The following is a 24268-nucleotide window of genomic DNA, read 5'->3' as shown; positions in this document are numbered from 1 at the left end:
GCGCAAGAGGGGCGATGGCGGGTGCCCTAGCCTGTGGTGGGCTGTGGCCGAGGCGGCCTTACCTTGGGGCATGGCCGCGCGTCGGTGTTTGCCTCTCCCCGCGCCGGCTCGGCGGGTTGGGGCACAGCGGAAACGGCGGGCAGGTAGAGCGTGAACCGGCTGCCTTGGCCGCTTTGTGATTCGGCATGGGCATGGCCGTGCGCCTGATGTGCAAACCCCTCCACCATCGAAAGCCCCAACCCGGTGCCATGGCCCTTGGCCTTGGTTGAAAAGAAGGGGTCGAAGACCTTGCCGATAATCTCTTCGGGGATGCCGATGCCATTGTCGCAGACCGAAAGCGCCACATAGGCCCCGGAGGGAAGCCAAGCCGGGTGCGGATCCCCGCGCGTGAGGTGCTTGGCCTGAAAGTGCATTCTTCCGCCCTCAGGCATGGCGTCGCGGGCGTTGATCGCAAGGTTGAGCAGGGCGGCTTGCAGCGTGGTTTCATCGGCGAGGATGTACGGCAGGTCAGGCTCGGCCGTCACGCTCAGGCCAATGTTGGGCGGGGCCACGCGCCGCACCAGCCGCTCAACCTCCAACAGCACCTCTTCAGGGTCCAGCCGCACAGGCTCGGTCATCGGCGCGCGACTCAGGGCAAGCAACTGCCGGGTCAGGGCCGCGCCGCGCCAGCAGGCGGTGAGCGCCTCTGTGCTGAAGGCCTCCCGGTCGCTGTCGCTCTCTGCAGTCCGGATCATCTCAAGGTTGCCCTGAACCACGCTGAGCATGTTGTTGAAGTCATGCGCCAGCCCTCCGGCCAGCGTGCCGACGGCTTCCATCTTCTGGGCCTGAAAGAACTGCCGTTCTGTATCCAGCAATCTGCGATGAGATCTGTTGGCCTCGTAAACGGCGATGAGAAAATAGCTGATGATCGCTGCGGACAGAATCATGGCGGTGTAAAACAACGGCCCGCCGCCGGGGGCCTCATAGGTGGATGCGGAAATTGCCAGGAATGCGCCCCCGAGGGGGGCCATATAGGCTGCAGATATTTGCCATATCCGCGCACGGACCAAAAAGACATTAAGCACGCCGCCAACCAGTAAAATTAGTGCGCCAAATTTCATGGAGTGGTTTTCATGAAGCCAAAGATAAACCGGGAGTGCAGCGTAAATAGAGGCGATCAGAACAGAGATGCCGACCATAGCGGCAAAGAACTTGCCGGAGGTGGCCTGGGGCCAGCGCCAGAGCACGTATTTTTCCAAGCCCACGGCAGCATAGTAAGCGCCAAGCCAAAGCGGAAGCAGGGTCAGACTTGTGAGCAGGGTGCCGGCCGCTGTGCCAATGAGCATCAGCAGCAATCTGGCGGAGAATTCTGCGCTGCGCACACGTTCTGCGCTGCGCAACACGCCAAGGTGTGCGCTATAATCGCTTTTGTCCGTCATGCTTCCCACAGGCCGCCGCGCTCAGAGAATCCAGCAAGCTTCTGAGTGGGCGAGACGAAAGTTCTCTCGTGTAACTATCTTGAGGCTAGCGTGCAAAAAAAAAGATTTCAATCCAAAGGCGAGGAGCGGAATTAAATTTTATTTGGAAATTAATAACTAGAAAGAATGTGACTAATCACATATATTAAATACAACTTTGAAATTCGTGGCCCTGTCTCAACCTGCCCAGCACGCGCCAAAGCCAAGCCGCGGCTCGGCTTGCGCTGGGGCAGCTGCCTGCCAGGTGTAACGATTGTCGGGGTCGGGAAGGCGGGGCCTAGTCAGGCTCGCGCAGGAGCCCGAAACTGAAAGCGCCGCCCACAGAGTATGATCCGGGGCGGCGCTTGGCATGCTAAGGGAACAGGCTCAGAAGCCGAGGCCCTCGTATTTCTTCTTGAACTTCGACACGCGGCCACCGGTGTCCATCAGGCGGGTGTTGCCGCCGGTCCAGGCCGGGTGAACCGAGGGGTCGATGTCGAGCGACAGCGTGTCGCCCTCGGCGCCCCAGGTCGATTTCATCTGCACAACGTCGCCATTGGTCATCTTGACGTCGATGAGGTGATATTCGGGATGCAGGTCTTTTTTCATATCTCTGCTCCTTAAGCTTCGGCGCCGGATTTATCAGCGAGCGGCTTGTAGTTGGTGTCTTCCGCGATCCGGGCCGATTTGCCGCGGCGGGTGCGGAGGTAGTAGAGCTTGGCGCGGCGAACGCGACCACGACGCACCACGGTGATGCTGTCGATGTTGGTTGCGTGCAGCGGGAACACCCGCTCGACGCCTTCGCCGAAAGAGATCTTGCGCACGGTGAACGAGCCGGCAATGCCGTCGCCGTTCTTGCGGGAGATGCACACGCCTTCGTAGTTCTGAACGCGGGTGCGGGTGCCCTCGGTCACCTTGTAGCCAACGCGCACGGTGTCGCCGGCTTTGAAATCGGGAATGTCTTTCCCGAGGGAGGCGACTTGTTCGGCCTCCAGTTCAGCGATCAGGTCCATCTGATCCACTCCTATCGTTGCCCGTGGTATGCCACGGAGGTTTGGCGTGTCTCAGAGCTTCGGGTTTTTTACCGGGTCCGCCATTTTGCGCCCGCCGAAGAGTTCAGCCACTGTTCCTTGGTCTACGTCCGAAGGGCCTTGGCCCATACCCGAACGGTCCGGGGGCGATTCCGCCCGCAGACTGGCGCTGTTTAGGGGGATGGAGGCTTTGGATCAAGGGGTTTGTGGGCGTCGGCGTCTGTGAGCCAGTCGAGCAGGCGCGGGCGGCTTCACGCACAGGGCAAAGACGGTGAGCACCGCAAGCAGCTCGTTGGCCAGCCTGAACTGTGTGGGGGTGAAGCCAAGCCAGATACCGATTGCAAGGATCACGCCTACCACTGCGGCGGCCCTCCATCGCCCGCTCTGGTGCGTCAAACCCGTGGCTCAGGGCCCTTGGCGAAGAAAATCTCTCCACCAGCGCGGGCTCAGCAGCTCGGGGCGGAACACCAGCAGCAGGATCACCGCAAGCGGCACGCCGATTGCGGGGGTGGTGAGGATGAGGAGCACCAGCAAAACCGCCGCCGGGGTGGCCAGCAGCGCCTTGGTGGCGAGGGGGAGATTGGAGAGTTTTTCTTTCACGGCTCGGTGCAGGGCCTTCTATGCGCGTCTTCTGCCGCAACTAATGATGAAACCGGGCAACAGGGTGGCGAGGGTTTGGCGGTTGGTTCACAGGGACGAAACGCTGTGTTGCCCTGTGGCCTCCCCGGTGCCCCGCGCACCGGCGAGGCCGTGCCACCCAGGGGTGCGCTCAGGCGGCGGCTTTTGCCTTTGGCTCATGATGGCGCAGGAGGCCCAGATCGCTTGTAAAGCTGAAGCCGGAGCGGGTGGAGTGGGCGAGGTTGCTCGTTGGCATGTCGATCTCATGGGGAAACTTCGGGCGCGGCACCTGCGTGTTGTGCCGGGCTTCCAGCCGCAGCAGCCGGGCCTCCAGCGCTTCTGCCGTCAGGCTGCAAACCGGCCCGTCCAGCGGCAGCGCGTGGTAGCGATAAAAGCCTGCGTTCCAGCGGGTTACCACAACGTTCCAGCGCTGAATTGCCCGCTCGCGGCCCCAGCGCCCGTTTTCTTCCAGCAGGCTGCCCATCACCGCTCCGGCGATGAAGTGCCATGCGGTGGCGCGGTCGCAGGCCGGTTGTTCGAGAATCCAGAACGCGGCGGCGAGGCGGTCGCCCTCCAACCCGTCAAACTGGGTGGCGATGTCATCCCACAGCTCCACGTCGGGCGGCATGGCGCGCAGGAAGGGCAGCCAGCCTCCGACGATGAGGTGGTTGGCCTTGGCGGCAGGGCCGGTGCTGCGCTCGGCCCTACGTGTTGCCGAGGCGGCATTTGTGGCGGCGCTGGCCCAACGGCTCCTCCGGCGCTCGGCCCGGGCCTGCCTGCGCGCATCATCCCGTGCGGCGCGCTTGGCGGCCATCGCGTCGGGCCAGATCAGCTCGCGCAGCAACACCACGCAGATCACCGGAAGCAGCGGCAAAACAACCGTCACCGCAGCCTGCGGGAAGGCCTGCACCAAGCCGAGCAGAACCAGAAAGCCGAAGGCCAATCCGGGGAGTTCGAGTAGTTTGCCCAATGTTCTGCCTCAAAGCCGTCTGAATTCGATGCAGATTTGAGCAGTAAACCCGGCAAATACGTGGCAAAGGGCAGGAATTCGCGGGGCAAAGGGGGTTTCTCGGCACCATTGGCGCGTGGGCCGCAGAGGCGATTTTAGCGCTTCTTCCAAAGGTCGGGGCGGCGGCTCTGCGTGAGCGTTTCGCTCATCTCGCGGCGCCAATCGGCAATCCGGCCATGATGGCCCGACAGCAGCACCTCGGGGATCGCCCGCCCGCGCCATGTGGCAGGCTTGGTATATTGCGGATGCTCCAGCAACCCGTTGGAATGGCTCTCTTCTTCCGTCGAGGCCTCGTTGCCGAGCACGCCCGGCAGCAGGCGCACGGTGGCATCGAGCATCGCCTGCGCGGCAATCTCGCCGCCGGTCAGCACGAAGTCTCCGAGTGACACCTCCGCGACACCGAACTCTTCCAGCACGCGCTCGTCCACGCCCTCAAACCGCCCGCACAGCAGGGTCAGCCCGCGCCCGGCGGCAAAGCGGCGGGCCATGGCCTGATCAAACGGCTTGCCGCGCGGCGAGGCATAGAGCACCGGCCATTCGACCCGGTCGGGCGGGGTGCCACGGGCAGCGTCTTCAAGCGCCTCGCCCACCACATCGGCGCGCAGCACCATGCCCGCGCCGCCGCCTGCGGGCGTGTCATCGACATTGCGATGGCGGCCCTTGCCGTAGTCGCGCAGCCGCAGGGTTTCGAGCGCCCATTTGCCCTCTTCCAGCGCCCGCCCGGTGAGCGACTGGCCAAGCACGCCGGGGAAGGCCTCGGGGAAAAGGGTGATGATCTTGGCGGTCCATGACGTGGCAAGGCGCGGGCCGGGGCCCATCAGGTCGCGAGGGGTGCGCGAGGCCGAGATCGAGAGGCGCCCGTGGGATTTGTTTCCATGGCTCTTTGGGCTGTCACTCATTCGACGATCCTGCCTGTGGTCGGGCGTTCGGCATGAGGGCCGGGCGCAGTGGCAAAGCACATCGAGGCGGCGATGTCGGGGGTGAGGCTAGTCATCTGCCCGGCTCGCCTCTTCAACGCGGCGCGTGGTGTCGTCCACCAGCGCATCAAGCTCGCGGCTGAGCCGGGGCGGAAAGGCGAGGCGGGCCAGCGCGGTGGCCCCGAGGCCAAGCGCGAGCCACGGCCAGACGGGAAGGGCGGCGGCAAAGCCGGTGAGCGAGCGCAGGCCCCAGCCGAAGGCCAGCAGCACCAGTGCCAGCGCGGCGACCACCGCAAGCGAGGCGGCGGCCAGCAGCGGCTGGGGCGGGATGCGCTCCATGGCGAGGTTGAACAGGGCAAAGATCGCCCCGAATCCCGCCACGGCCCACCAGCCCGCGCCATAAAGCCCCGCCGTCACAGGCGCGATGTAGAGCACGGCGATGGCAAGCCAGAAGAGCCGCAAGCGCATCGGTCAGCTCTCCTCGGGCGGGTCGGCGACGATGCGGCCCGCGGCAAGGTCCACCGTGGGCACGGCCTCGCGGGTGAACGGGATGAGAAAGCTGTCACTGCTGCCAACGCGGCGAATCTCCAGCAGGTCGCCCGCGCCATGATCATGCACCGCCTGCACCTGGCCCAGCTTCTCGCCGCCAGCATCGGTGACGGTGAGGCCGATCAGGTCGGAATGGTAAAACTCGTCATCAGGCAGCGCGGGCAACACGGTGCGGGGCACGTAAAGCCGCGTGCCCTTCAGCGCATCGGCTTGCTCCTTGGTGGTGATGCCGGTCAGCCGCGCGCCGAGGGCCCCCTTGAGCGGGCGGGTGAGGGTGACGGAAAACTGCCGCTTGCCGTCCTCGGTGGCAAGCGGCCCGTAGTCGGCAATATCGGATGGCTCGGCGCAAAAGCTCTTCAGCCGCACCTCTCCCTGCACCCCGAAGGCCCCACCGATCGCGCCGACGCAGATCATCCCGTCACTCATCGCCCGTCTCCGATACATAGCCGCGCCGCGTAGCTGCCGCCCTCGGCCTCGCAGGCATCGACCGAGAGTTGCCAATGCGCGGCATAGCCAAAGGCGAAGGCGGCGGCGGGGATGAGAAGTTTGCGTAAGAGCCAGAACATGGGGCGGTTGTTAGTGGATTTGCCGGGGGCGGGGCAATGGGGAAGCAGCGCGAAGAAGGCCGGCAGGCGGCTCATCGGGCCAATGACCCTCTTCGCAGGTGCCGGCTCTAGCGGCCAAGCAGCGAATACTTGGCCTGTTTCAGTGCCTCCTTGTCGAGGTCGGAGCGGTTGAGTTCCAGCAGGGCCTCCAGCACCTCCGGGTCGCGGCGCTGGTTCATGTGGCGCGGGGGCTTCAGCTTGGCGCGGCGGGCCACTGGCAGGCCGATGAGATCCAGCAGCGGGGTGGCAGGGCCGAATTCTGCCTCGGCAAGCTCTTCCAGCCGCGCGGTTTTGACCGGGCTTTTCACCGCCGCGCGGGTGGCCTCGATCACCGGGGCAAAATCGGCAGCCGTCGGGTTGGCCGCGCTGAAGGTCTCAAAATCCAGCTCCATCCGCGAGCTCTTCACGTGCTCAGCCCATGCGCTTTGCAGCCAAGGTCCGGCGTCGCGCAGGGAGAAGAAAAAGCAGAGCTCCGTCTGCGGCCCGAACCGCTCGATGATGCATTGCTCCAGAACCTCGGCAATCTCCGGCACGGCACCATAGCTGGGCAGCCCGGCGCGGCCCGCCATATGGCCCGATAGCTCCTCGGACGAGAGGAGCAGATCGCGTTTTCGGCCAAGGTCGAGCCCGGCGAGGTAGTCGGAAAAGCGCCGCCGCAGCTTTTCCAGCGAGAACGGGTCTCGCCATGTGGAAAATGCGCGGGTGGCAAAAAGAACGGGCTCCAGCTGTTGCCGGAGCCCGAGGGCCATGACTGGCCAGAGATGTTTGGCATTGGCGCGCAGAAACGCTTGGGCAGAGGTCGTCCCGGTCTTGTGAAAGCCCATGTGGACGAGCGCCCGCACCGGGCGATCCCGCGCGTCAGCCACGCCGGATTACTCGGCGGTTTCTTCGGCAGCAGCCTCCTCGGCGGGCTCTTCAGCCGGGGCGTTGGCGGCTTCGGCGGCGGCAGCAGCCTTGGCGGCCTTCTCCTCGGCGCGCTCTTCGGCCTTCTTGCCCGGCTTGGCCTTGTTGGGGTTGTTGCGCTCGGTCTTCTCGCGCACGCCAGCGGCTTCGAGCATCCGGGCGATCCGGTCGGTCGGCTGGGCGCCCTGATCGAGCCAGTACTGCACGCGCTCCATGTTCATTTTCACGCGCTCTTCGCTGTCTTTGGGGAGCAGCGGGTTGTAGGTGCCGAGCTTCTCCTTAAAGCGGCCGTCGCGGGGCATCCGGCTGTCGGCAGCGACGATTGAGTAGAACGGGCGCTTCTTGGAGCCGCCGCGTGCAAGACGAATTTTCATGGCCATTGTGAGTTCTCCTTTGGAATGGCTGTCATGGTGAGGGGCCGAGCCCCTACGATTGGTGTGCCTCGTGGTGGTGGATGACTTCCTGAATGATGAAGTTCAGGAATTTCTTGGCGAATTCCGGGTCGAGGTCGGCCCGTTTCGCAAGGTCTTCGAGCCGCGCGATCTGCACCGCTTCGCGGGCGGGATCGGACGGGGGAAGGTCGTGTTCGGCCTTCAGCACGCCCACGGCCTGGGTGTGCTTGAAGCGCTCTCCGAGGGTGTAGACAAGGATGGCATCGAGCCGGTCGATGCTTTCGCGGTGGCCCTTGAGCAGCTGCGCCGCACGGGTGGCGTCGTCCTGAGTGGTGGTCGCGTCAGTCAACGGTGCCTCCCTTTGGTTTGAAGATCGGGTCGATATGGTGCTCGATTTCCAGCGCGATCCCGTCGCCCAACTGGGTGGTGCGCAGGGTTTCGAGGCTGGGGTGACGATAGACGGCGGCCTCATCGTTGCCGATGCTCGGGGCCTCCTTGTCCTTGGTGCAGCCCAGCCGCTCGGCCAGCTTGATCGAGCTGAGGTCATAGGGGTCGAGGTAGCTCACCGCACCCTCCCAGCCCTGATCGTGGTAGAAATAGCGCCGCGCCCGGTCGGTTGCCTCCAGCGCAAAGCCCTTGCCGGCCTTCTCGGGCCAGATGATCCAGGCAATCTCGCGCTCGGGCCAGCCTGCAGGGGCCCAACCGCCGGCCATGCCCACGGTTTCGCCCGTCTCCTTGAGGTGGATCATCCACATGCCGAAGCCCCGGATATGCCAGTGGCCGATCTCGGCGGCATAGAGCATCCAGCTTTCATAGGGGTTAAGCGGCCCGCCCATGAAGCGGCTGCGGTAGGAGGCGAACGTGGCCTTGAAGTTCGGGTAATCCTCGGGCGCAGGAGGCTCAAGGCGCAGGCGCTTGGTTTCCAGCGTGGGAATCGTCACCGGGCGCGGGCCGGGCACGGTCAGCGGGTTTTCCAGCGGGTTGCCGGTGAAGATTTCGGGGGGCTGGCTCATGCGGCTGCCTCCCGCTTCGGGTGACGCCAGATCACGCAGGGCGCATTGAAAAATTCCACCTCGCGCTCGGGCGCGGCGCCCAGCCGTTCGGCAAGCGCGGCGGAGCGGGTGTTGCCCTGCCGGATATAGGAGATTGGGCCGTCGATGCCGAAGTGCTCTGCGCCATAGGCAAGCGCCGCCTGCGTTGCCTCGAAGGCCAGCCCGCGGCCCTCGAAGCCGTCGTGCAGCCACCAGCCGATTTCCGGCTCGTGCCAGCCGTCGTTGAACAGGAAGCCGGTGCGCCCCGCCGCTTCGCCGGTGGCGCGATCCTCGATCATCCACTGGCCGTAGCCGCGCAGCGCCCAATGGCCGATGGAGGCCAGCATCACGCCCCAGGCCGCGCGGCGCGGGTAGGGGCCGCCGACCCATTTGGAGCGTTCGGATTCGCCGAAGGCCACGGCAGCGGGAAAGTCGCGCTCTTCCGGCGCGCGCAGGATGCAGCGCTCGGTTTCGATCACCGGGACGTTCAGGGCGGACATGCGGCTCATGCGTAGGCCTCCATGCCGCCCTCGGCGGTGTCTGCGGGGCCGGGGTGGCGCCAGATGTGCACGGTGCCGTGGCGTTCGTGCACAAAGTCGCCGTCAGGCCGCGCGCCCATCCGCTCGGCCACGCGGGCGGAGGCCACGTTGCCCGGCTTCACAAGGCTGATCGCCGTCTGCCAGCCCAGCACGTCATAGGCATAGCTGCGGGCGGCCAATGCGGCCTCGGTGGCATAGCCCTTGCCCTCGTGGCCCTCGAACAGATCCCAGCCGATCTCCGGCTCGGGCCAGCCCTCGGGGGCGAAGAGGCCGACGAGGCCCGCCGTCTTGGCGCCCCCCTTGATGTCAACGATCCAGCGCCCGAAGCCTGCCAGCGTCCAATGGCCGATTTCCATCGCCAGCATCCGCCAGCTGCCCTCGCGGTTCAGCGGGCCGCCGACAAACTTCGACCGCTCCGAGGCATAGAACGCCGCGAAAGGCTCGAAGTCGCCCATCTCGGGCGCGCGCAGCACAAGGCGCTCGGTTTCCAGTGTCGGGATCATTGGTCTGGCCTCTTGTGACGCCAGATGAAGAGATCGGGGTTGGGCGAGGGGATGCGGTCGGCGTTCATCCGCTGCGCCAGCGTGTTGGAGCGGCTGTTGAAGCTGTCGACGTAGCTGACCATCGAGGGCAGGCCGAGCAGGCAAAAGCCGATCTCGCGCGCCGCTTCAGCGGCCTCGCGGGCCAGCCCCTTGCCCTCGTAGGCTTCTGTGAAAAACCAGCCAAGCTCCGGCTCCTCGTCGCCCGGCTCAAAGCCGATCTGGACGAAACCGGCGCAGGCGCCCTCGTGCATCACCGCCCAAAGCCCGTGGCCGCGCAGCAGCCAGCAGCCGACCATGGCGGCATATTCGCGGAACGCGCTCTCACGGTCCTGCGCACCGCCCATGCCCGCGCCGCGCACAGGGTCGCAGGCGATCTCGGCAAAGACATCGAAGTCTGCCAGCGTGGCCGGGCGCAGGCGGGTGCGGGCGGTGTCGGCCACCGGCAGCAGGGCAGAGACCTGCGCGGCCAGCTTTGCGGCGGCACCGGGAATGGGGCGTTCATGCGGGGCGCGGTTCATCTCGGGCATCTTAGGCGTGCTCCGGGCGGGGGTGGCGATACACCACCGTGTCTTCGGGCGTTTCGCCATCGGGGCGCCGGGCCTGCCCGTCTTCCGCCGCGCCGAGACGGCGGGCGAGGGCGATGGAGCGGTCATTCTCCGGGTCGATGTAGCTGACGACGGTTGCCGCGGGCAGGTTGGCCCAGGCCCAGGCCAGCAGGGCCTGCGCTGCTTCAAAAGCGTAGCCCTTGCCTTCAAACTCGGGCCAAACGCACCAACCCAGCTCCGGCTCGGGGAACTGCTCGGGCTTGGTGAGACCGATCTGGCCGATGAAGGCGTTGCTCTCGCGCAGGTCGATCGCAAGGCTGCCGTGCCCCAGCAGCGGCCAGCTTCCCACCTCGGAAGAGAGCCAGTACCACATTTCCTTCCGGCAAATCGGGCCGCCCATGTAGCGCGCCCAATCGGTCGCAAACAGCGCGGCCATCGGCTCGAAATCCTCGATCCGGTGGGGGCGCAGGCGCAGGCGCTCGGTGGTTATGGTGGGGGCGGAGGGCATGGTTACTTCTTCTTGCCAAACCCGCTGAGGCCGGGGGGCAGGGCCCCGCCGCCAAGGCCGGGCAGGCCGCCGCCGGGCATGCCGCCGAGGCCCTTGGGCATTGCGCCGCCCATCTGTTTTTGCGCCGCCGCAAGATCGGCCTCGCTCGGCCCCCCCTTGCCGAACATGCCCTTCATGGCCTGTTTCAGCATGCCGCCCTTGCCCATCTTCTTCATCATGTCGGCCATCTGCCGGTGCATCTTCAGCAGCTTGTTCAGCTCGCTGACCTCCTGCCCGGCCCCCTTGGCGATCCGCTTCTTGCGCGAGGCCTGAAGCAGCGCCGGGTTGGCCCGCTCGCGCTTGGTCATCGACTGGATCAGCGCGATCTGGCGGCGGAAGATGGTGTCGTCAAAGCCGCTCTCTTCCACCTGCTTGGCCATTTTGCCCATGCCGGGCATCATCTTCATCATGCCTTCCATGCCGCCCATCTTGAGCATCTGCTCGAGCTGCATCTTCAGGTCGTTCATGTTGAACTGACCCTTCTGGAAGCGCTTCATCATCCGCTCGGCCTGTTCGGCCTCGATGGTTTCCTGCGCCTTCTCGACGAGGGCCACGATGTCGCCCATGCCGAGGATGCGGCCGGCGATCTGCTCGGGGCGAAACTCCTCCAGCGCCTCCATCTTCTCGCCAAGGCCGACGAACTTGATCGGCTTGCCGGTGACAGCCCGCATCGAAAGCGCCGCACCGCCGCGCCCGTCGCCGTCCATCCGGGTGAGGACCACACCGGAAATGCCGATCTTGCCGTCGAACTCCTCGGCGACCTCCACGGCGACCTGGCCGGTGAGGCCATCGACCACGAGCAGCGTCTCGCGCGGGGAGACGGCGTTGCGCACGTCCTCGACCTCGCCCATCAGCTTTTCGTCGATCTGAAGGCGACCGGCGGTGTCGAGCATATACACGTCATAGCCGCCCATCGTCGCCTGCTGCTGGGCGCGCTTGGCGATCTGCACGGCGCTCTGGCCTTCGACGATGGGGAGGGTGTCCACGCCGATCTGACGGCCCAGAACCTCAAGCTGCTGCATGGCGGCGGGGCGGTAGATGTCGAGCGAGGCCATCAGCACCCGCTTGCCCTGCTTTTCCTTCAGCCGCTTGGCGATCTTGGCGGTGGTGGTGGTTTTACCGCCGCCCTGCAGGCCAACCATCAGGATCGGGGCAGGGGCGTTATCCACCTTCAGCTCGCCCGGTTCGCCCTCTCCTTCAAGCACGTGGACCAACTCGTCATGGACGATCTTCACCACCTGCTGGCCGGGGGTGACCGATTTGGTCACGGCCTGCCCGGTGGCCTTGTCTTGCACGGCTTTCACGAAGTCGCGGGCCACGGGCAGCGAAACGTCGGCCTCCAGCAGCGCCACGCGAACCTCGCGGAGCGCCGTCTTCACGTCATCCTCGGAAAGGGCGCCCTGCTTGGTCAGCCGGTCGAAGACGCCAGAGAGACGTTCGGACAGATTTTCAAACATGCTCTCGGCCCTCCTTAGGCCTTTTCGGGATGTGCCTTCCCCAGATGGGGCGGGCGGCTCATATCGCAAGCCCGAATGCAGTTGCGCCCCCGTGGGCGAAACTCGCTGACGGGGGGCGATCCTGAACCGGGGCAGGACCGGAAGTTGTGCCACTTCCGAAGGTTTGCAGGGCGTTTAAGGCGGCCCGCCCTGTGAGTCAAGCAGAGGCGGCTCGGGGGCGCCCTCGCCCAAAAGCCAATGGAGCACAGCGCAGGCGGGCGGCTTGGCGGTGTTTTGCTCGCGTGAAGGCGGTGTAAAGCGGCGCTGGCTCGGCCTTGGTCAGCTGCACCCGCCAGCTAGCCCTCTGCTTTGTTGCATTTACGGCGTGCTGGTTGGGGATGTGGGGAGCCACTGCTCCAGTTTGGTCTTCAGTTTGCGGGCCGGGCCGGGGGCGCCGAAGCCGCAAACCGTGACCGGGCCGTCAGCGGTGATCAGCAATGTGCGGTAGATTGTGAACTCGGGGCCATCCGGTGAGCTGGAGGGCAGGGTGATGTGATCGCAGGCCACCCGTTCGACCTGCCCAAAGCTGGCCGAGCGGCAGACACGCCCCAAGGCGTTGCGCTCCTCGATGCGCCCCGCGCGGCGGTCGATCACCGTGACCGGGCCGGGGCGCAGGCCCCAGAGCAGCGGCAGCGCGGCAAGGATTCCAGATACACCAAGCAGCGGCGTCACCGTGGGGGTGCGCAAGAGCAGGCCGGCCACCACCAGCCCGGCCCCGGCCAGTGCCAGCCACACCGCCCAAGGCTGGGGCGGCGGATGGCTGCGCAGCGTGAGCCGTTGGCCCGCGCCGTTTGCCGTGATGCTTTCGCTGTGGTCCTCTCCCATATCCCGCATTGAGGCCCGCCGTTGGCCCGGCGTCAAGCCGGGGCGGTGCCTTCGCAGGCTGTGCGGTGCAGAAAGTCGTGCCAAATGCGACGGAATTGGCCGCAGGCTCCGTATCGCTCATGACCATTCTAAAGGGCGTGGGGTTCAGCAGTTTGGCAGGAACTGGCCTGAGCCGCTGTGAAAAGAGCAGAGGCTTCTTGCGGTGGCAGCGGAACGTGGTAAACTATACTGAACGGTTCAGAATAGCTATCGCCCTTGCGTGGGCGCACAGAAAACAGGAAGGTTGTGGCTCATGTTGGATGGTGAACAGATTTCTGCCGGAGGGCGACGGATGAATAGCCTAGATGCCTGGGATGAGGTGCGCACAGCTTACCACGTGGCCCGTGTTGGCACGGTGTCCGGCGCGGCCGACGCGTTGGGCGTGCACCATGCCACGGTGATCCGCCACATCGACGCGCTGGAGCAGCGGCTGGGCACCAAGCTGTTTCAGCGGCACGCGCGCGGCTATACCGCCACCGAAGCCGGGCTGGACCTGTTGCAGGTCGCCAAGGCCACCGATGACCAGTTTTCGCAGCTTGCGGGACGGATCAAGGGCCGGGGTGAAGAGGTGACGGGCGAACTCATCATCACCTCCATCCCAGCGCTTTCGCCTTCTTTGACGGCCACGCTGGCCCGCTACAGCCGCGCCAACCCGCAGGTTGTGATGCGCTTCATGACAGACGAGCGGCTGTTCCGGCTGGAGTATGGCGAAGCGCATGTGGCCATTCGCGCCGGAAAGCGGCCCGATCAGCCCGACAACGTGGTGCAGAAGTTCTTTGATTTGACGCATGCGCTTTATGCTACCCGCGACTATGTCGAAGAGATGGGGCCGCTCGACGAGGCCGACATGGCCCGCCACCGCTTTGTCTCGGAGGATGACCGCGAAAGCCGCGCCCCCTTCTATCGCTGGCTGCACGAGATGGTGCCCGACCGTTGCATCAGCTACCGCGCCTCGGCGCAGCGCTCGGTGGTCGACGCGATCCGAGCAGGGGCGGGCATCGGCTTTCTGCCCTCCGCCGTGGGCGACCGCTCGCCGGACCTCGTGCAGATGATGGCCCCACGCGATGCGTGGACGGCCACCGTTTGGCTGGTGACCCATGTGGACCTGCACCGCACCGCCAAGGTGCAGTCGATCCTGACGCATCTGAAAGACGATTTCGATCCGGGCAGTTTCTGACAGAGGCGGCTCATCGGCCCGTGCGGCCCTCTTCGCAGCTGCGATGATGGGGCAGCAGGGCCGCGAAGAGCTGCCCCTACGGGCTATTCCTCGCCGCCGAGCCCCAGCTCCGCGCCGAGAAACCGCTCGAAGGCATCAAGGTTTACCGGCTCGAACTGCCCAAACCCCTGCATCCACACGCTCGCGCCCTTCAGCGCATCGGGCTCCAGCTTGCACCACTTCACCCGCCCGCGCTTTTCCTGACTGATCAGGCCCGCGCCAGCGAGGATGGTGAGGTGCTTGGAGATCGCCGCTAGGCTCATCTCGAAGGGCTCGGCCACATCCGTGACGGCCATGTCGTCCTCCAGCAGCATCGTCAGGATCGCCCGCCGGGTCGGGTCGGCGAGGGCGGCGAAGACGGTGTCGAGCGTGGGGCGCGAGCGCAGGGTCATGGCGCAGCGGTAGGGCGGAGCCTGGCTATCGTCAACCGTTTGGTTGAATATACGAAACCGCTCCTAAGCCGCCACATCGCACAAAAATGGCCCTGCGACAGGCTGGCACTCTCAAATAAAATCAATGTCTTAACCGGAAATCCAGCCAATTGACTCTGCCGCCCCTGCTCCCTAGTTTCCGCGCAACTGTCGATGGGGGCACAGCATGGCCGGCTCGGATGACGAGCAAAAGCTGCGGGAGCTTGACGAAAAGCTTCTGGCACACAGGGCCAAATACGCGCCGCCCCCGCCGAAAGACGATCACTACCACGCCGCCTCGCAGGGCTGGCGCATGGTGATCGAGCTGGTCGCCGGTCTGGGGATTGGCTTTGGCATCGGGTACGGGCTCGACGTTCTGTTCGGAACGCTGCCTGTTTTCCTGCTGCTGTTCACATTGCTGGGCTTTGCCGCCGGTGTTCGCGTGATGATGCGCACGGCAGCAGAGTTTCAAAACGCCCCGCCAAGCGGGGCAGAGGACGAGAAGAGGGACTGACATGGCGACAGAAGCCCACGGCGCAGAGGACGGCCTCGCGTTCCACCCGATGGACCAGTTCATGGTCAAGCCGCTCTTCGGAGACGGCCCGGTGGCGTGGTACACTCCGACGAACGTGACGTTCTGGATGGCTCTCACCGTGCTTGCCGTGATCCTGCTGCTCGTCATCGGCACCCGCCGCCGTGCGGTGATCCCGTCGCGCAGCCAGTCGGTGGCCGAAATGGCCTATGGCCTCGTGCACAAGATGATCGAGGATGTCTGCGGCAAGGACGGGCTGAAGTACTTCCCCTACATCATGACGCTGTTCATGTTCATCCTGCTGGCGAACATGCTGGGCCTGCTGCCCGGTGCCTTCACCACCACCTCGCACCTTGCGGTTACCGTGGTTCTGGCGCTCTTCGTCTTCATCTCGGTCACCGTGATCGGCTTCGTGAAGAACGGCGCGCATTTCCTCGAGCTTTTCTGGGTCTCCTCGGCCCCTCTGGCGCTGCGCCCGATCCTCGCGCTGATCGAGGTCATCAGCTACTTCGTGCGCCCGGTCAGCCACTCCATCCGTCTGATGGGCAACATGATGGCCGGTCACGCCGTGATCAAAGTCTTTGCAGCCTTCGCGCCGCTGGTCCTGTTTTCTGCCGTTGGCATCGCGGTTACGCCGCTGTCGATCCTGGCAATCACCGCGATCTACGCGCTCGAGCTGCTCGTGGCCTTCATTCAGGCCTATGTCTTCACCATCCTGACCTGCGTGTACCTGAAAGACGCGCTGCACCCGGCCCACTAAGGCCGGCGGTCAGACAACCAAGTTTCTAGCCAATTCCAACGTAAGGAGAATTCGACATGGAAGGCGATATCGTTCAAATGGGTGCTTTCATCGGTGCAGGCCTGGCCTCTGTGGGCATGGGCGGCGCTGCTATCGGTGTGGGCAATGTTGTGGGCAACTTCCTCAGCGGCGCTCTGCGTAACCCCTCCGCCGCTGGCGGCCAGACGGCCACCATGTTCATCGGCATCGCATTTGCGGAAGCCCTGGGGATCTTCTCGTTCCTCGTCGCGCTTCTGCTGATGTTCGCCGTCTGAGGCAAAACTTCTGATCCTTACGGCCGGGGGGCAGCGATCCGCGTCCCCCGGTGTCCCTTTAAGGTTTCCGGAGAGAGCCCATGGCAACTGAAAACTCTGTAGCCGAGCACGTCAGCCCCGCCGATCTTGAGGCGGCTGGCCGCTGTGTCGGGCCCGATGGCGGTGCCATCGGCATGCCGCAGCTGTGCTTCGACTGGTTCCCCAACCAGATCTTCTGGCTCCTCGTCACGCTTGTCGCGATCTACTTCGTGTTGAGCCGCATCGCCCTGCCGCGCATCGCCGCGGTTCTGGCCGAGCGCTCCGGCACGATCACCAATGACATCGCGGCGGCCGAAGAATTCAAGATGAAGGCCGGTGAGGCCGAGAAAGCCTATGAGAAGGCGCTGGCCGATGCCCGCGCCGAGGCACAGGCGATTGCTGCCGAGGCCAAGGCCGACGTCCAGAAAGATGTGGACGCTGCCATTGCCAAGGCCGATGCCGAGATTGCGGCCCGGACTGCCGAAGCGGAGAAGGCGATTGCCGAAATCCGTGAAAGCGCGCTGGCCAATGTCGAGGAAGTGGCCAAGGACACGGCTGGCGAAATCGTCTCGGCCCTCGGTGGCACGGCAGATGCCGCTGCCGTCAACGCCGCGGTGGAAGCCCGGCTGAAAGGAGCCTCGTGATGATGATCCGCTACTGGCTCACCACCGCTGCCATCACCCTCGCGGCCTCGCCCGCGCTGGCCGCGTCTGGCCCGTTCTTCTCGCTGCGCAACTCCAACTTCGTTGTGCTCATCGCCTTCCTGCTGTTCATCGGCGTGCTCTTGTTCTTCAAGGTGCCCTCGATGATTGCTGGGCTGCTCGACAAGCGCGCCGACACGATCCGCGCCGAGCTCGATGAAGCCCGCGCCCTGCGCGAAGAGGCCCAGACCGTTCTGGCCGGCTTCGAGCGCAAGCAGGCCGAGGTGGCCGAACAGGCCGAGCGCATCGTTGCCCATGCGAAGGAAGAGGCCAAGCTGGCCGCCGAGCAGGCCAAGGTCGATCTGGAGAAATCCATCGCCCGCCGTCTGGCCGGGGCCGACGAGCAGATCGCCTCTGCCGAAGCCGCCGCCGTGCGCTCCGTGCGTGACCGCGCCGTGCAGGTGGCCGTGGCCGCCGCTGGCGATGTGATTGCCAAGCAGATGGGCGCCGCCGAGGCGAACAAGCTGATCGACAGCGCCATCGAAGAGGCCGGTGCCAAGCTGCACTGACCCTCCGGAAAACCATTGCAGCGGCCGTCCTTTGGGGCGGCCGTTTGCTTTTTTGCCGAACCTTACAGGGCTGTGCGCGGGTTGAGGTGGCAGAGGGCACCGCAGGAGAGCCGCATGACCTACACCCGCTTTGCCGCCATGATCGCCACCTCCACGGTGGTGATGTTTGGCCTGATGTACCTCAACACCTATGCGCTCGGGCACGTCTTCTTTCCCGAAACGCGGCTCTACATGGCGCTGCTCATGGGCGCGGTTATGGCGGTGATTATGATGGGGTTCATGTGGGCGAAGTATGAGGGCCGAATGGTGAAGCTGGGCATCTTCGCCGGGGCGGCGATGGTTATCGCACTCACGCTCTGGCTTGTCCGCAGCCAGGCCACGGTGGGCGGGCTCAGCTACATGCGCGCGATGATCCCGCACCATTCGATTGCGGTGATGACCTCGGGGGGGCCGAAATCGAGGACGCACGGGTCCGCGAGCTGGCCGATGAAATAATCGCCGCGCAGCGCCGCGAGATTGCCGAGATGCGCTGGCTCGTCGCCGAGTTGGAAGCGGGCCGCGTGGTGGAAAGCGCTTACGCAGATCCGCCCCCCGGGGAAGGGCGCGCGGAGGAGGCGCTGAGCACCCTGCGCCTCTCCACTCTTTATCCCGCACCCCTCACCGCCGCAGAGGCTGCTGAACTGGTGGATGGCCCGACCGGCGGCTGCAACTTTCGCCAGACCAAGGCCGATGTGCCGATTCTCTGGACAAACGCCAAAGGAGATACCGCCGCAATGCTTCTCAATGGCACCTACCTCAGCCTGTCAGGCGGCGAGGGGCGTTTTGCGGATGGCAGGATTGCGGCCGAGGTCACGCCGCTTGATGACGAGGCGTCTGGGGTGCGCTCCGACGCGGCGCTTGTGCTTTCCATCGCCCAAGGTCCGACGCGCGGTTACCGCGGCTTCTGGTCCTGTGCCCAATGATCGGGCAACGACAGTCACGTTTCCTTAGGCCGGGGCAATTTAGGTTGAAGGCGCGCGCCGGGGGCATAGGTTAAGGCCATGACCGACATGACTGAAATGAGTGAGATGAGCGACGCTCAAATCCTGCCTCACGCCTCCCGCCCCTATAGCCGGGTGGAGCTGGCGGTGGACGCATGGGTGCATATCGCGGCGCTGGCGCTGGCGATTGGTGCCGTGCCGGTGCTCATTACCCTCACGGCGGTGTGGCGGGGCGACGCGATGGGCATTCTCGGCGTGTCGATCTACGGGGCCACCCTGATCGCAATGCTCACCTGCTCGCTGCTCTACAACCACCTGCCGCGCCCGGAATGGCGCCGCACCCTCCTGCGCTTTGACCAGTCGGCGATCTATCTCAAGATCGCGGGCACCTACACGCCCTTCGCGCTGCTGGCCGGGGCCGGGCAGGGGCTGTTGGTTTTTGTCTGGTCGCTGGCAGTTGTGGGCACGGTGGCCAACTTCGCCCTGCCACGCCGCCCCACAACGGTGGGCGTGGCGCTGTGCCTCGGCATGGGCTGGGCGGTGCTGATCGGCGGGCAGGATCTGCTGGCCGTCACCTCCACCCCCGTCATCGTGCTGATGGCGGTGGGCGGCGGGCTCTACTCGGCAGGCACGCTGTTTCTGATGCTGGGGCGGATGCGGTTTCATAACGCGATATGGCACCTCTTCGTCGCCATCGCCTCCATCGTCTTCTTCGTCGCGGTCTTCATGCACGCCGCGCAATCGGCGGTTTAGGCCGGGTGGTGCGCCATGAATGCGCACCCTACGGTTTGCTGCGCTGAGGGCACTGTGCCACTCTGGCCGGACGGTTGAGGAAAGGTGGCAGCGGTGCGACGGGTTGGGCGATGGCTTGGGAGGGGGCTGCTCTGGCTTCTGGTGACGGCTCTGGCCTACCTCGCGGCGGCGGTGCTGGGCGCATTGGTGCCAGGGCGGGTGGCCGAGGTGCCTCAGAAACAGGGCGCGCCGGTGGAGGTCGGGCTGATCGCCGGGCCGATCCACTATGATTTCATCCTGCCGGCCACGCCCGAAACCCGCACCGTCCTCGGCTTCGCGGCAGAGGGGGGCGTGCCCGTCGAGGCACCCGGCGTGCAGCATGTGCTGGTCGGCTGGGGCTCTGCTGGGTTTTACACAACGGCAGGCAGCTACGGCGACATTGCCGCCTCCACCGTGCTGCGGGCCGCCACGGGCGATGCCTCGGTTTTACGCGTCGAGGTCTATGGGGCGCTGCCCGAAGGGCTCAATTATCCGCGCCTCCGCCTCAGCGCAGGCCAATACACCGCGCTCCTCGCCTTCATCGCCAAAACCCGCAGCGGCCCGGTGGTGCGCGGCGCGGGCTTCAGCGACACCGACGCCTTTTTCGAGGCAAACGGAGGCTTCCACCTCTTCCGTACCTGCAACACATGGATCACCGAGGCCCTGCGCGCCGCCGGCCACCCCGCAGGCATCTGGACGCCCACGCCCTATGCCGTCACTCTCTCGCTCTGGTGGCACGGCGGCGCCCCGCGCGAAGACGCCTCGAAGGGCGGATGAGCGCGCCCGCTGTCAGCAACCGGCTGGCCCCCGCCGCCGCCCCGTGGCATGTAATCCGCAACGCATTCGGGAGGCCCACACCATGGCATTCGGCAAAGGCTGCCACCTTCACCTGATCGACGGCTCGGCCTTCATCTTCCGCGCCTATCACGCATTGCCGCCGCTCACCCGCAAGTCTGACGGGCTGCCGATTGGCGCTGTGGCGGGTTTCTGCAACATGCTGCACAAGTATATCGAGGCCAACACCGGCCCCGATGCCCCGACCCATGCTGCCGTGATCTTCGACTATTCTGGCAAGAGCTTTCGCAACGAGATCTACGACAAGTACAAGGCCAATCGCCCGCCCGCGCCGGAAGACCTTGTGCCGCAGTTCCCGCTCACCCGCGAGGCCACCCGCGCTTTCAACGTCGCCTGCGAAGAGATCGAGGGCTACGAGGCCGATGACATCATCGCCACCCTTTCCTGTCAGGCCCGCGAGGCAGGCGGGCGCGTCACCATCATCAGCTCCGACAAAGACCTGATGCAGCTGGTCGGCGGCGGGGTGGAAATGCTCGACGCGATGAAGAACAAACGCATCGACGTGGACGGGGTGATTGAGAAGTTCGGGGTGAAGCCCGAGCGCGTGGTCGACGTGCAAGCGCTGGCCGGCGATTCAACCGACAATGTGCCCGGCGCCCCCGGCATCGGCATCAAAACCGCCGCGCTGCTCATCAAAGAGTATGGCGACCTCGACACGCTGCTGGAGCGGGCCGGCGAGATCAAGCAGCCCAAGCGCCGCGAGAGCCTGCAAGACAACGCAGAGCTCATTCGCATCTCTCAGCGCCTCGTCCAGCTCGATTGCAACACCCCGCTGGATTTCACCCTCGATGACCTTGAGGTGAAAGACCCGGACCCGGAAGCGCTGCTCGCCTTCCTCGCGGAAATGGAATTTCGCACGCTGGCCAAGCGCGTGGCCGAGCAGTTCGGCACCGAGGCCCCGGTGATCGACGACACGCCCGGCACCTCCGGCGGCTCTGACGGCGCCGAAGCCTCCGACATGCCGGACCCGACGGCGAGCGAAATCCCCTTCGATCACGCCAAATACGAGCATGTCTCCACTCGTGAGCAGCTTGACGATTGGCTCATGCGCGTGGCCAGTGCGGGCCATGTGGCGGTGGATACCGAAACCACCGGCCTTAACGAGATGACCGCCGATCTGGTGGGCATCTCGCTCTCCGTCACACCAGGCGAGGCCTGCTATATTCCGCTGGCCCATGTGAAGGGCAGCGGCGATGACCTCTTTGCCGATGAAACCCCCGCCGAGGGCCAATTGCCGCTGAACGAGGCGCTCGATGCCCTCAAGCCGATGCTCGAAGATCCGTCGATCCTGAAGATCGGCCAGAACATCAAGTATGACGCCAAGATCTTCACCCGCTACGGCGTGAAGGTGGCCCCCTTCGATGACACCATGCTGCTCAGCTACGCCATGCACGGCGGCTTGCACGGCCACGGGATGGATGCGCTCTCCGAGCGCTACCTCGGCCACAACCCGATCCCGATCAAGGAGCTGATCGGCACTGGAAAATCCGCGATCACCTTCGACAAGGTGCCACTGGAAGAAGCGGTGAAATACGCCGCCGAGGATGCCGACATCACCCTGCGGCTCTGGCAGGTTTTCAAGCCCCGCCTGCACCGCGCCAAGGTGACGACTGTGTATGAAACGCTGGAGCGCCCGCTGGTGCCGGTGCTGGCCGAAATGGAAATGCACGGCGTAAAGGTGGACCGCGACACGCTCTCCCGCATGTCCAACGCCTTCGCCCAAAAGATGGCCGGGCTGGAGGCCGAGATTCACGAACTCGCCGGAGAAAGCTTCAACGTCGGCTCCCCCGCCCAGCTTGGCGATATCCTCTTCGAGAAGATGGGGCTGGAAGGCGGCAAAAAGGGCAAGACCGGCAAATACAGCACCCCGGCGGATGTGCTGGAAGACCTTGCGACTGAGCATGACCTGCCCGCGCGGGTGCTCGACTGGCGGCAACTCTCCAAGCTCAAAAGCACCTACACAGACGCCCTGCAAACCCACATCAACGCCGAAACGGGCCGGGTACACACCAGCTACGCCATCACCGGCGCCAACACCGGGCGGCTGGCCTCGACCGACCCGAACCTGCAAAACATCCCCGTGCGCAGTGAAGAGGGCCGCCGCATCCGCGAGGCCTTCGTGGCTGAGAAGGGCAACAAGCTGGTGTCGCTCGATTATTCCCAGATCGAGCTGCGCATCCTCGCCCATATCGCCAACATCGAAGAGTTGAAGCAGGCCTTCCGCGAGGGGCAGGACATTCACGCCCTCACCGCGTCTGAAATGTTCAACGTCCCGCTCGAAGAGATGACGCCCGACATCCGCCGCCAGGCCAAGGCGATCAACTTCGGCGTCATCTACGGCATCTCGGGTTTCGGCCTTGCGCGCAACCTGCGCATCCCCCGCGCCGAGGCCCAGGCCTTCATCGACCGTTACTTCGAGCGCTTCCCCGGCATCCGCGCCTATATGGACAGCACGATTGCCTTCGCCAAGGAGCACGGCCACGTGCAAACCCTCTTTGGCCGCAAGATCCACACACCGGAGATCAACGCCAAGGGCCCCGGCGCGGGCTTTGCCAAACGCGCGGCGATCAACGCGCCCATCCAAGGCACCGCCGCCGATGTGATCCGCCGCGCGATGGTGCGGATGCCCGAAGCGATTGAGGGGCTGCCCGCCAAGATGCTTCTACAGGTCCACGACGAACTCATCTTCGAAGTCGAAGAGGCGGCCATCGACGACACCATCGCCGTGGTGAAAAAGGTCATGGAAGGCGCCGCCGCCCCGGCCGTGCACCTCGACGTGCCGCTTGAGGTGGACGCCGGGCAGGGCGACAGCTGGGCTGAAGCGCATTGAGCCGGACGAATGGTGGGCAGATTGCCCACCCTACGAGCGCCGGGTAGGGTGGGCAATCTGCCCACCACGCTGAAAGCCAATGCTCCTCGCGCTCAACAAACCGATGAACCTGCTCTCGCAATTCACTGACGAGGGCAAATGGCAGGGTCTCTCCGGCCTAGGGCTGCCCAAGGGCGTTTACCCCGCAGGCCGCCTCGACCGTGACAGCGAAGGCCTGCTCCTGCTCACCGATGACGGTAAGCTACAGGCCCGCATTTCCTCGCCCAAATTCAAGATGGCCAAAACCTACTGGGTGCTGGTCGAAGGCACGCCCGCCGCCACCGCCCTCGAAGCCCTCAAGATGGGCGTCACCCTCAAGGACGGTCCCACCAAACGCGCCGAGGTGGCGGTGATCGCGCCGCCCGAAGGCCTATGGGAGCGCGATCCACCCGTGCGCATCCGCAAGGCCCCCGACACATGGCTTTTGCTCACCATTCGCGAAGGCCGCAACCGTCAGGTCCGCCGGATGACAGCCGCCGTGGGCCACCCGACCCTCCGCCTCATTCGCGCACAAATCGGCCCATGGGCGCTGGGCGGCCTCGCCCCCGGCGCATGGCGCGAACTGGATGACACCCCACCCGAACCACGCCGCAAGACCCTGCGCCTCAAGCGCTAACAGGCCCCCTCGCGCCGCTCGTCAAACCCGCCGCGGTGCCGTTCCATCCGGTAAAAATCCTGCAGGCTCTTGCCTGGCTCGATGCGGAAGCGCTCACCCGTCTCCATGCCCTTCACCCGGTCCACCCGAAACATCCGAAAATCATCGCGCAGCTCGCACCAGCCGATCAGCGTCCACGTCCGGCCCCAGAAGATCAGGCTCAGAGGCCGCACCACCCGGGCCGTCTGCGCCCCCTCGGCATCGCCGTATTCCAGCACCAGCCGCTCGCGCGCATCCACCGCCCGCTCAATCGCGTCCAGCCGCCGCCGCGTGTCATCATCCATCAGGTAGGGCATTGAAAACGCGTGGATCTGCAAGCCCGCCGCCTTGTCGCGCTCGGCCTCGGGCAGCACCGCGGAGATCTTCACCAGCGCCTCCTCGGCGGCCTCGGCCATCTCCAGCCCGCCCCATGCCCGGATCAGCCGCGCCCCGGCCACCAGCGCAACAATCTCACTGCGGTTGAACATCAGCGGCGGCAGGTCAAACCCGGCGCGCATCAGATACCCCACGCCCGCCTCGCCCTCGATCGGCACACCGGAGCCGACGAGATCGGCGATGTCGCGGTAAATCGTGCGCTCGCTCACCTCCAGCCGCTCGGCCAACATCCGCGCCGTCACCAGCCGCCCCCCTCGGAGCAGCTGGACGATCTGAAACAGGCGATCAGCGCGGCGCATC

The 24268-nt window shown here is 65.2% G+C and carries 33 protein-coding genes; 12 read left to right on the top strand and 21 right to left on the bottom strand.

The features are described 5' to 3' along the window. Positions 1-26: 26 nt before the first annotated feature. The 19 genes from ACXAG6_RS17665 to ACXAG6_RS17575 all read right to left on the bottom strand — a co-directional run bounded on the left by ACXAG6_RS17665 (position 27) and on the right by ACXAG6_RS17575 (position 12985). Positions 27-1418: a sensor histidine kinase gene (locus ACXAG6_RS17665; protein ID WP_475339189.1), complete on the bottom strand. Its 1392-nt coding sequence runs from the start codon at positions 1416-1418 to the stop codon at positions 27-29. A 405-nt stretch (positions 1419-1823) separates the two neighbouring features. Then, on the bottom strand, positions 1824-2045 hold the full coding sequence (rpmE, locus tag ACXAG6_RS17660) for a 50S ribosomal protein L31 (protein WP_140015469.1): 222 nt from the start codon (positions 2043-2045) through the stop codon (positions 1824-1826). An 11-nt stretch (positions 2046-2056) separates the two neighbouring features. Then, positions 2057-2449, bottom strand: a complete 393-nt coding sequence (rplS, locus tag ACXAG6_RS17655; protein WP_140015468.1) for a 50S ribosomal protein L19 — start codon at positions 2447-2449, stop codon at positions 2057-2059. A gap of 423 nt (positions 2450-2872) precedes the next feature. Further along, positions 2873-3067, bottom strand: a complete 195-nt coding sequence (locus ACXAG6_RS17650; protein ID WP_475339188.1) for a hypothetical protein — start codon at positions 3065-3067, stop codon at positions 2873-2875. A 169-nt stretch (positions 3068-3236) separates the two neighbouring features. Continuing rightward, positions 3237-4055, bottom strand: a complete 819-nt coding sequence (locus ACXAG6_RS17645; RefSeq protein ID WP_475339186.1) for a hypothetical protein — start codon at positions 4053-4055, stop codon at positions 3237-3239. A 134-nt stretch (positions 4056-4189) separates the two neighbouring features. Continuing rightward, positions 4190-4993, bottom strand: coding sequence for a tRNA (guanosine(37)-N1)-methyltransferase TrmD (trmD, locus tag ACXAG6_RS17640; protein WP_475339185.1), 804 nt, complete (start codon positions 4991-4993; stop codon positions 4190-4192). A gap of 87 nt (positions 4994-5080) precedes the next feature. Next, positions 5081-5479, bottom strand: a complete 399-nt coding sequence (locus ACXAG6_RS17635; RefSeq protein ID WP_475339184.1) for a hypothetical protein — start codon at positions 5477-5479, stop codon at positions 5081-5083. Between the two features lie 3 nt (positions 5480-5482). Further along, complete coding sequence (gene rimM, locus ACXAG6_RS17630) at positions 5483-5986, bottom strand: ribosome maturation factor RimM (protein ID WP_475339183.1); 504 nt, start codon at positions 5984-5986, stop codon at positions 5483-5485. Further along, positions 5983-6201: a hypothetical protein gene (locus ACXAG6_RS17625; protein WP_475339181.1), complete on the bottom strand. Its 219-nt coding sequence runs from the start codon at positions 6199-6201 to the stop codon at positions 5983-5985. The genes rimM and ACXAG6_RS17625 overlap by 4 nt, the downstream gene beginning before the upstream one ends. Before the next feature lie 32 nt (positions 6202-6233). After that, the gene (locus ACXAG6_RS17620) at positions 6234-7031 is read right to left on the bottom strand and encodes a hypothetical protein (protein WP_475339180.1); all 798 of its coding nucleotides are present in this window, start codon (positions 7029-7031) and stop codon (positions 6234-6236) included. Positions 7032-7037: 6 nt separating this feature from the next. After that, positions 7038-7448: a 30S ribosomal protein S16 gene (gene rpsP / locus ACXAG6_RS17615; RefSeq protein ID WP_475339179.1), complete on the bottom strand. Its 411-nt coding sequence runs from the start codon at positions 7446-7448 to the stop codon at positions 7038-7040. Between the two features lie 46 nt (positions 7449-7494). Beyond that, complete coding sequence (locus ACXAG6_RS17610; protein WP_140015460.1) at positions 7495-7809, bottom strand: chorismate mutase; 315 nt, start codon at positions 7807-7809, stop codon at positions 7495-7497. Beyond that, positions 7802-8473, bottom strand: coding sequence for a GNAT family N-acetyltransferase (locus ACXAG6_RS17605; protein WP_475339177.1), 672 nt, complete (start codon positions 8471-8473; stop codon positions 7802-7804). Before ACXAG6_RS17605 ends, ACXAG6_RS17610 begins: the two co-directional genes overlap by 8 nt. Then, positions 8470-9000 (bottom strand): GNAT family N-acetyltransferase, encoded by a 531-nt coding sequence (locus tag ACXAG6_RS17600; RefSeq protein ID WP_475339176.1) that lies wholly within the window; start codon positions 8998-9000, stop codon positions 8470-8472. The genes ACXAG6_RS17605 and ACXAG6_RS17600 overlap by 4 nt, the downstream gene beginning before the upstream one ends. Beyond that, positions 8997-9533 carry a GNAT family N-acetyltransferase gene (locus ACXAG6_RS17595; RefSeq protein ID WP_475339175.1) on the bottom strand — a complete coding sequence of 179 codons (537 nt, stop codon included), beginning with the start codon at positions 9531-9533 and terminating at the stop codon, positions 8997-8999. The genes ACXAG6_RS17600 and ACXAG6_RS17595 overlap by 4 nt, the downstream gene beginning before the upstream one ends. After that, positions 9530-10099, bottom strand: coding sequence for a GNAT family N-acetyltransferase (locus ACXAG6_RS17590; RefSeq protein WP_475339174.1), 570 nt, complete (start codon positions 10097-10099; stop codon positions 9530-9532). The genes ACXAG6_RS17595 and ACXAG6_RS17590 overlap by 4 nt, the downstream gene beginning before the upstream one ends. A 1-nt stretch (position 10100) precedes the next feature. Next, a complete protein-coding gene (locus ACXAG6_RS17585; protein ID WP_475339172.1) occupies positions 10101-10625 on the bottom strand; it encodes a GNAT family N-acetyltransferase in 525 nt (174 codons plus the stop codon). A 2-nt stretch (positions 10626-10627) separates the two neighbouring features. Beyond that, complete coding sequence (ffh, locus tag ACXAG6_RS17580) at positions 10628-12121, bottom strand: signal recognition particle protein (RefSeq protein ID WP_475339171.1); 1494 nt, start codon at positions 12119-12121, stop codon at positions 10628-10630. 357 nt (positions 12122-12478) lie between these two features. Then, complete coding sequence (locus ACXAG6_RS17575) at positions 12479-12985, bottom strand: hypothetical protein (RefSeq protein ID WP_475339170.1); 507 nt, start codon at positions 12983-12985, stop codon at positions 12479-12481. A 331-nt stretch (positions 12986-13316) separates the two neighbouring features. Between ACXAG6_RS17575 and ACXAG6_RS17570 the strand changes: the two genes are divergently transcribed. Continuing rightward, a complete protein-coding gene (locus ACXAG6_RS17570) occupies positions 13317-14201 on the top strand; it encodes a LysR family transcriptional regulator (protein ID WP_475339168.1) in 885 nt (294 codons plus the stop codon). Positions 14202-14284: 83 nt separating this feature from the next. On the opposite strand, the gene ACXAG6_RS17565 is transcribed toward ACXAG6_RS17570, so the two are convergent. After that, the gene (locus ACXAG6_RS17565; protein WP_475339167.1) at positions 14285-14632 is read right to left on the bottom strand and encodes an ArsR/SmtB family transcription factor; all 348 of its coding nucleotides are present in this window, start codon (positions 14630-14632) and stop codon (positions 14285-14287) included. 205 nt (positions 14633-14837) lie between these two features. Here ACXAG6_RS17565 and ACXAG6_RS17560 point away from each other — a divergent pair, with 205 nt between their 5' ends. The 11 genes from ACXAG6_RS17560 (at position 14838) to ACXAG6_RS17510 (ending at position 23554) form a co-directional block, all read left to right on the top strand. Further along, the gene (locus ACXAG6_RS17560; RefSeq protein WP_140015450.1) at positions 14838-15164 is read left to right on the top strand and encodes an AtpZ/AtpI family protein; all 327 of its coding nucleotides are present in this window, start codon (positions 14838-14840) and stop codon (positions 15162-15164) included. A 1-nt stretch (position 15165) separates the two neighbouring features. Then, positions 15166-15942 (top strand): F0F1 ATP synthase subunit A, encoded by a 777-nt coding sequence (locus ACXAG6_RS17555; RefSeq protein ID WP_475339165.1) that lies wholly within the window; start codon positions 15166-15168, stop codon positions 15940-15942. A 56-nt stretch (positions 15943-15998) separates the two neighbouring features. Continuing rightward, entirely contained in the window at positions 15999-16235 is a 237-nt protein-coding gene (locus ACXAG6_RS17550; protein ID WP_140015448.1) for a F0F1 ATP synthase subunit C, read from the top strand. Positions 16236-16315: 80 nt separating this feature from the next. Beyond that, on the top strand, positions 16316-16897 hold the full coding sequence (locus ACXAG6_RS17545) for a F0F1 ATP synthase subunit B' (RefSeq protein WP_475339164.1): 582 nt from the start codon (positions 16316-16318) through the stop codon (positions 16895-16897). Next, the gene (locus tag ACXAG6_RS17540; protein ID WP_475339162.1) at positions 16897-17463 is read left to right on the top strand and encodes a F0F1 ATP synthase subunit B; all 567 of its coding nucleotides are present in this window, start codon (positions 16897-16899) and stop codon (positions 17461-17463) included. Before ACXAG6_RS17545 ends, ACXAG6_RS17540 begins: the two co-directional genes overlap by 1 nt. 114 nt (positions 17464-17577) lie before the next feature. Further along, positions 17578-17958, top strand: coding sequence for a hypothetical protein (locus ACXAG6_RS17535; RefSeq protein WP_475339161.1), 381 nt, complete (start codon positions 17578-17580; stop codon positions 17956-17958). Positions 17959-17987: 29 nt separating this feature from the next. Then, the gene (locus ACXAG6_RS17530; protein ID WP_475339160.1) at positions 17988-18425 is read left to right on the top strand and encodes a hypothetical protein; all 438 of its coding nucleotides are present in this window, start codon (positions 17988-17990) and stop codon (positions 18423-18425) included. A gap of 105 nt (positions 18426-18530) precedes the next feature. Next, the gene (gene trhA, locus ACXAG6_RS17525) at positions 18531-19196 is read left to right on the top strand and encodes a PAQR family membrane homeostasis protein TrhA (protein WP_475339159.1); all 666 of its coding nucleotides are present in this window, start codon (positions 18531-18533) and stop codon (positions 19194-19196) included. A 93-nt stretch (positions 19197-19289) separates the two neighbouring features. Next, positions 19290-19991, top strand: a complete 702-nt coding sequence (locus ACXAG6_RS17520) for a DUF2459 domain-containing protein (protein ID WP_475339158.1) — start codon at positions 19290-19292, stop codon at positions 19989-19991. 82 nt (positions 19992-20073) lie between these two features. Beyond that, complete coding sequence (gene polA, locus ACXAG6_RS17515; protein ID WP_475339157.1) at positions 20074-22899, top strand: DNA polymerase I; 2826 nt, start codon at positions 20074-20076, stop codon at positions 22897-22899. 79 nt (positions 22900-22978) lie between these two features. Further along, entirely contained in the window at positions 22979-23554 is a 576-nt protein-coding gene (locus tag ACXAG6_RS17510; protein WP_475339156.1) for a pseudouridine synthase, read from the top strand. On the opposite strand, the gene ACXAG6_RS17505 is transcribed toward ACXAG6_RS17510, so the two are convergent. Continuing rightward, a complete protein-coding gene (locus tag ACXAG6_RS17505) occupies positions 23551-24267 on the bottom strand; it encodes a helix-turn-helix transcriptional regulator (protein ID WP_475339155.1) in 717 nt (238 codons plus the stop codon). The two genes, ACXAG6_RS17510 and ACXAG6_RS17505, sit on opposite strands and share 4 nt — an antisense overlap. Position 24268 lies beyond the last annotated feature (1 nt).

The organism is Vannielia sp. ABF1_015 (assembly GCF_056160745.1).
Note: the sequence above shows the minus strand (reverse complement) of the source record. Positions and strands in the feature narration are given on the sequence as shown.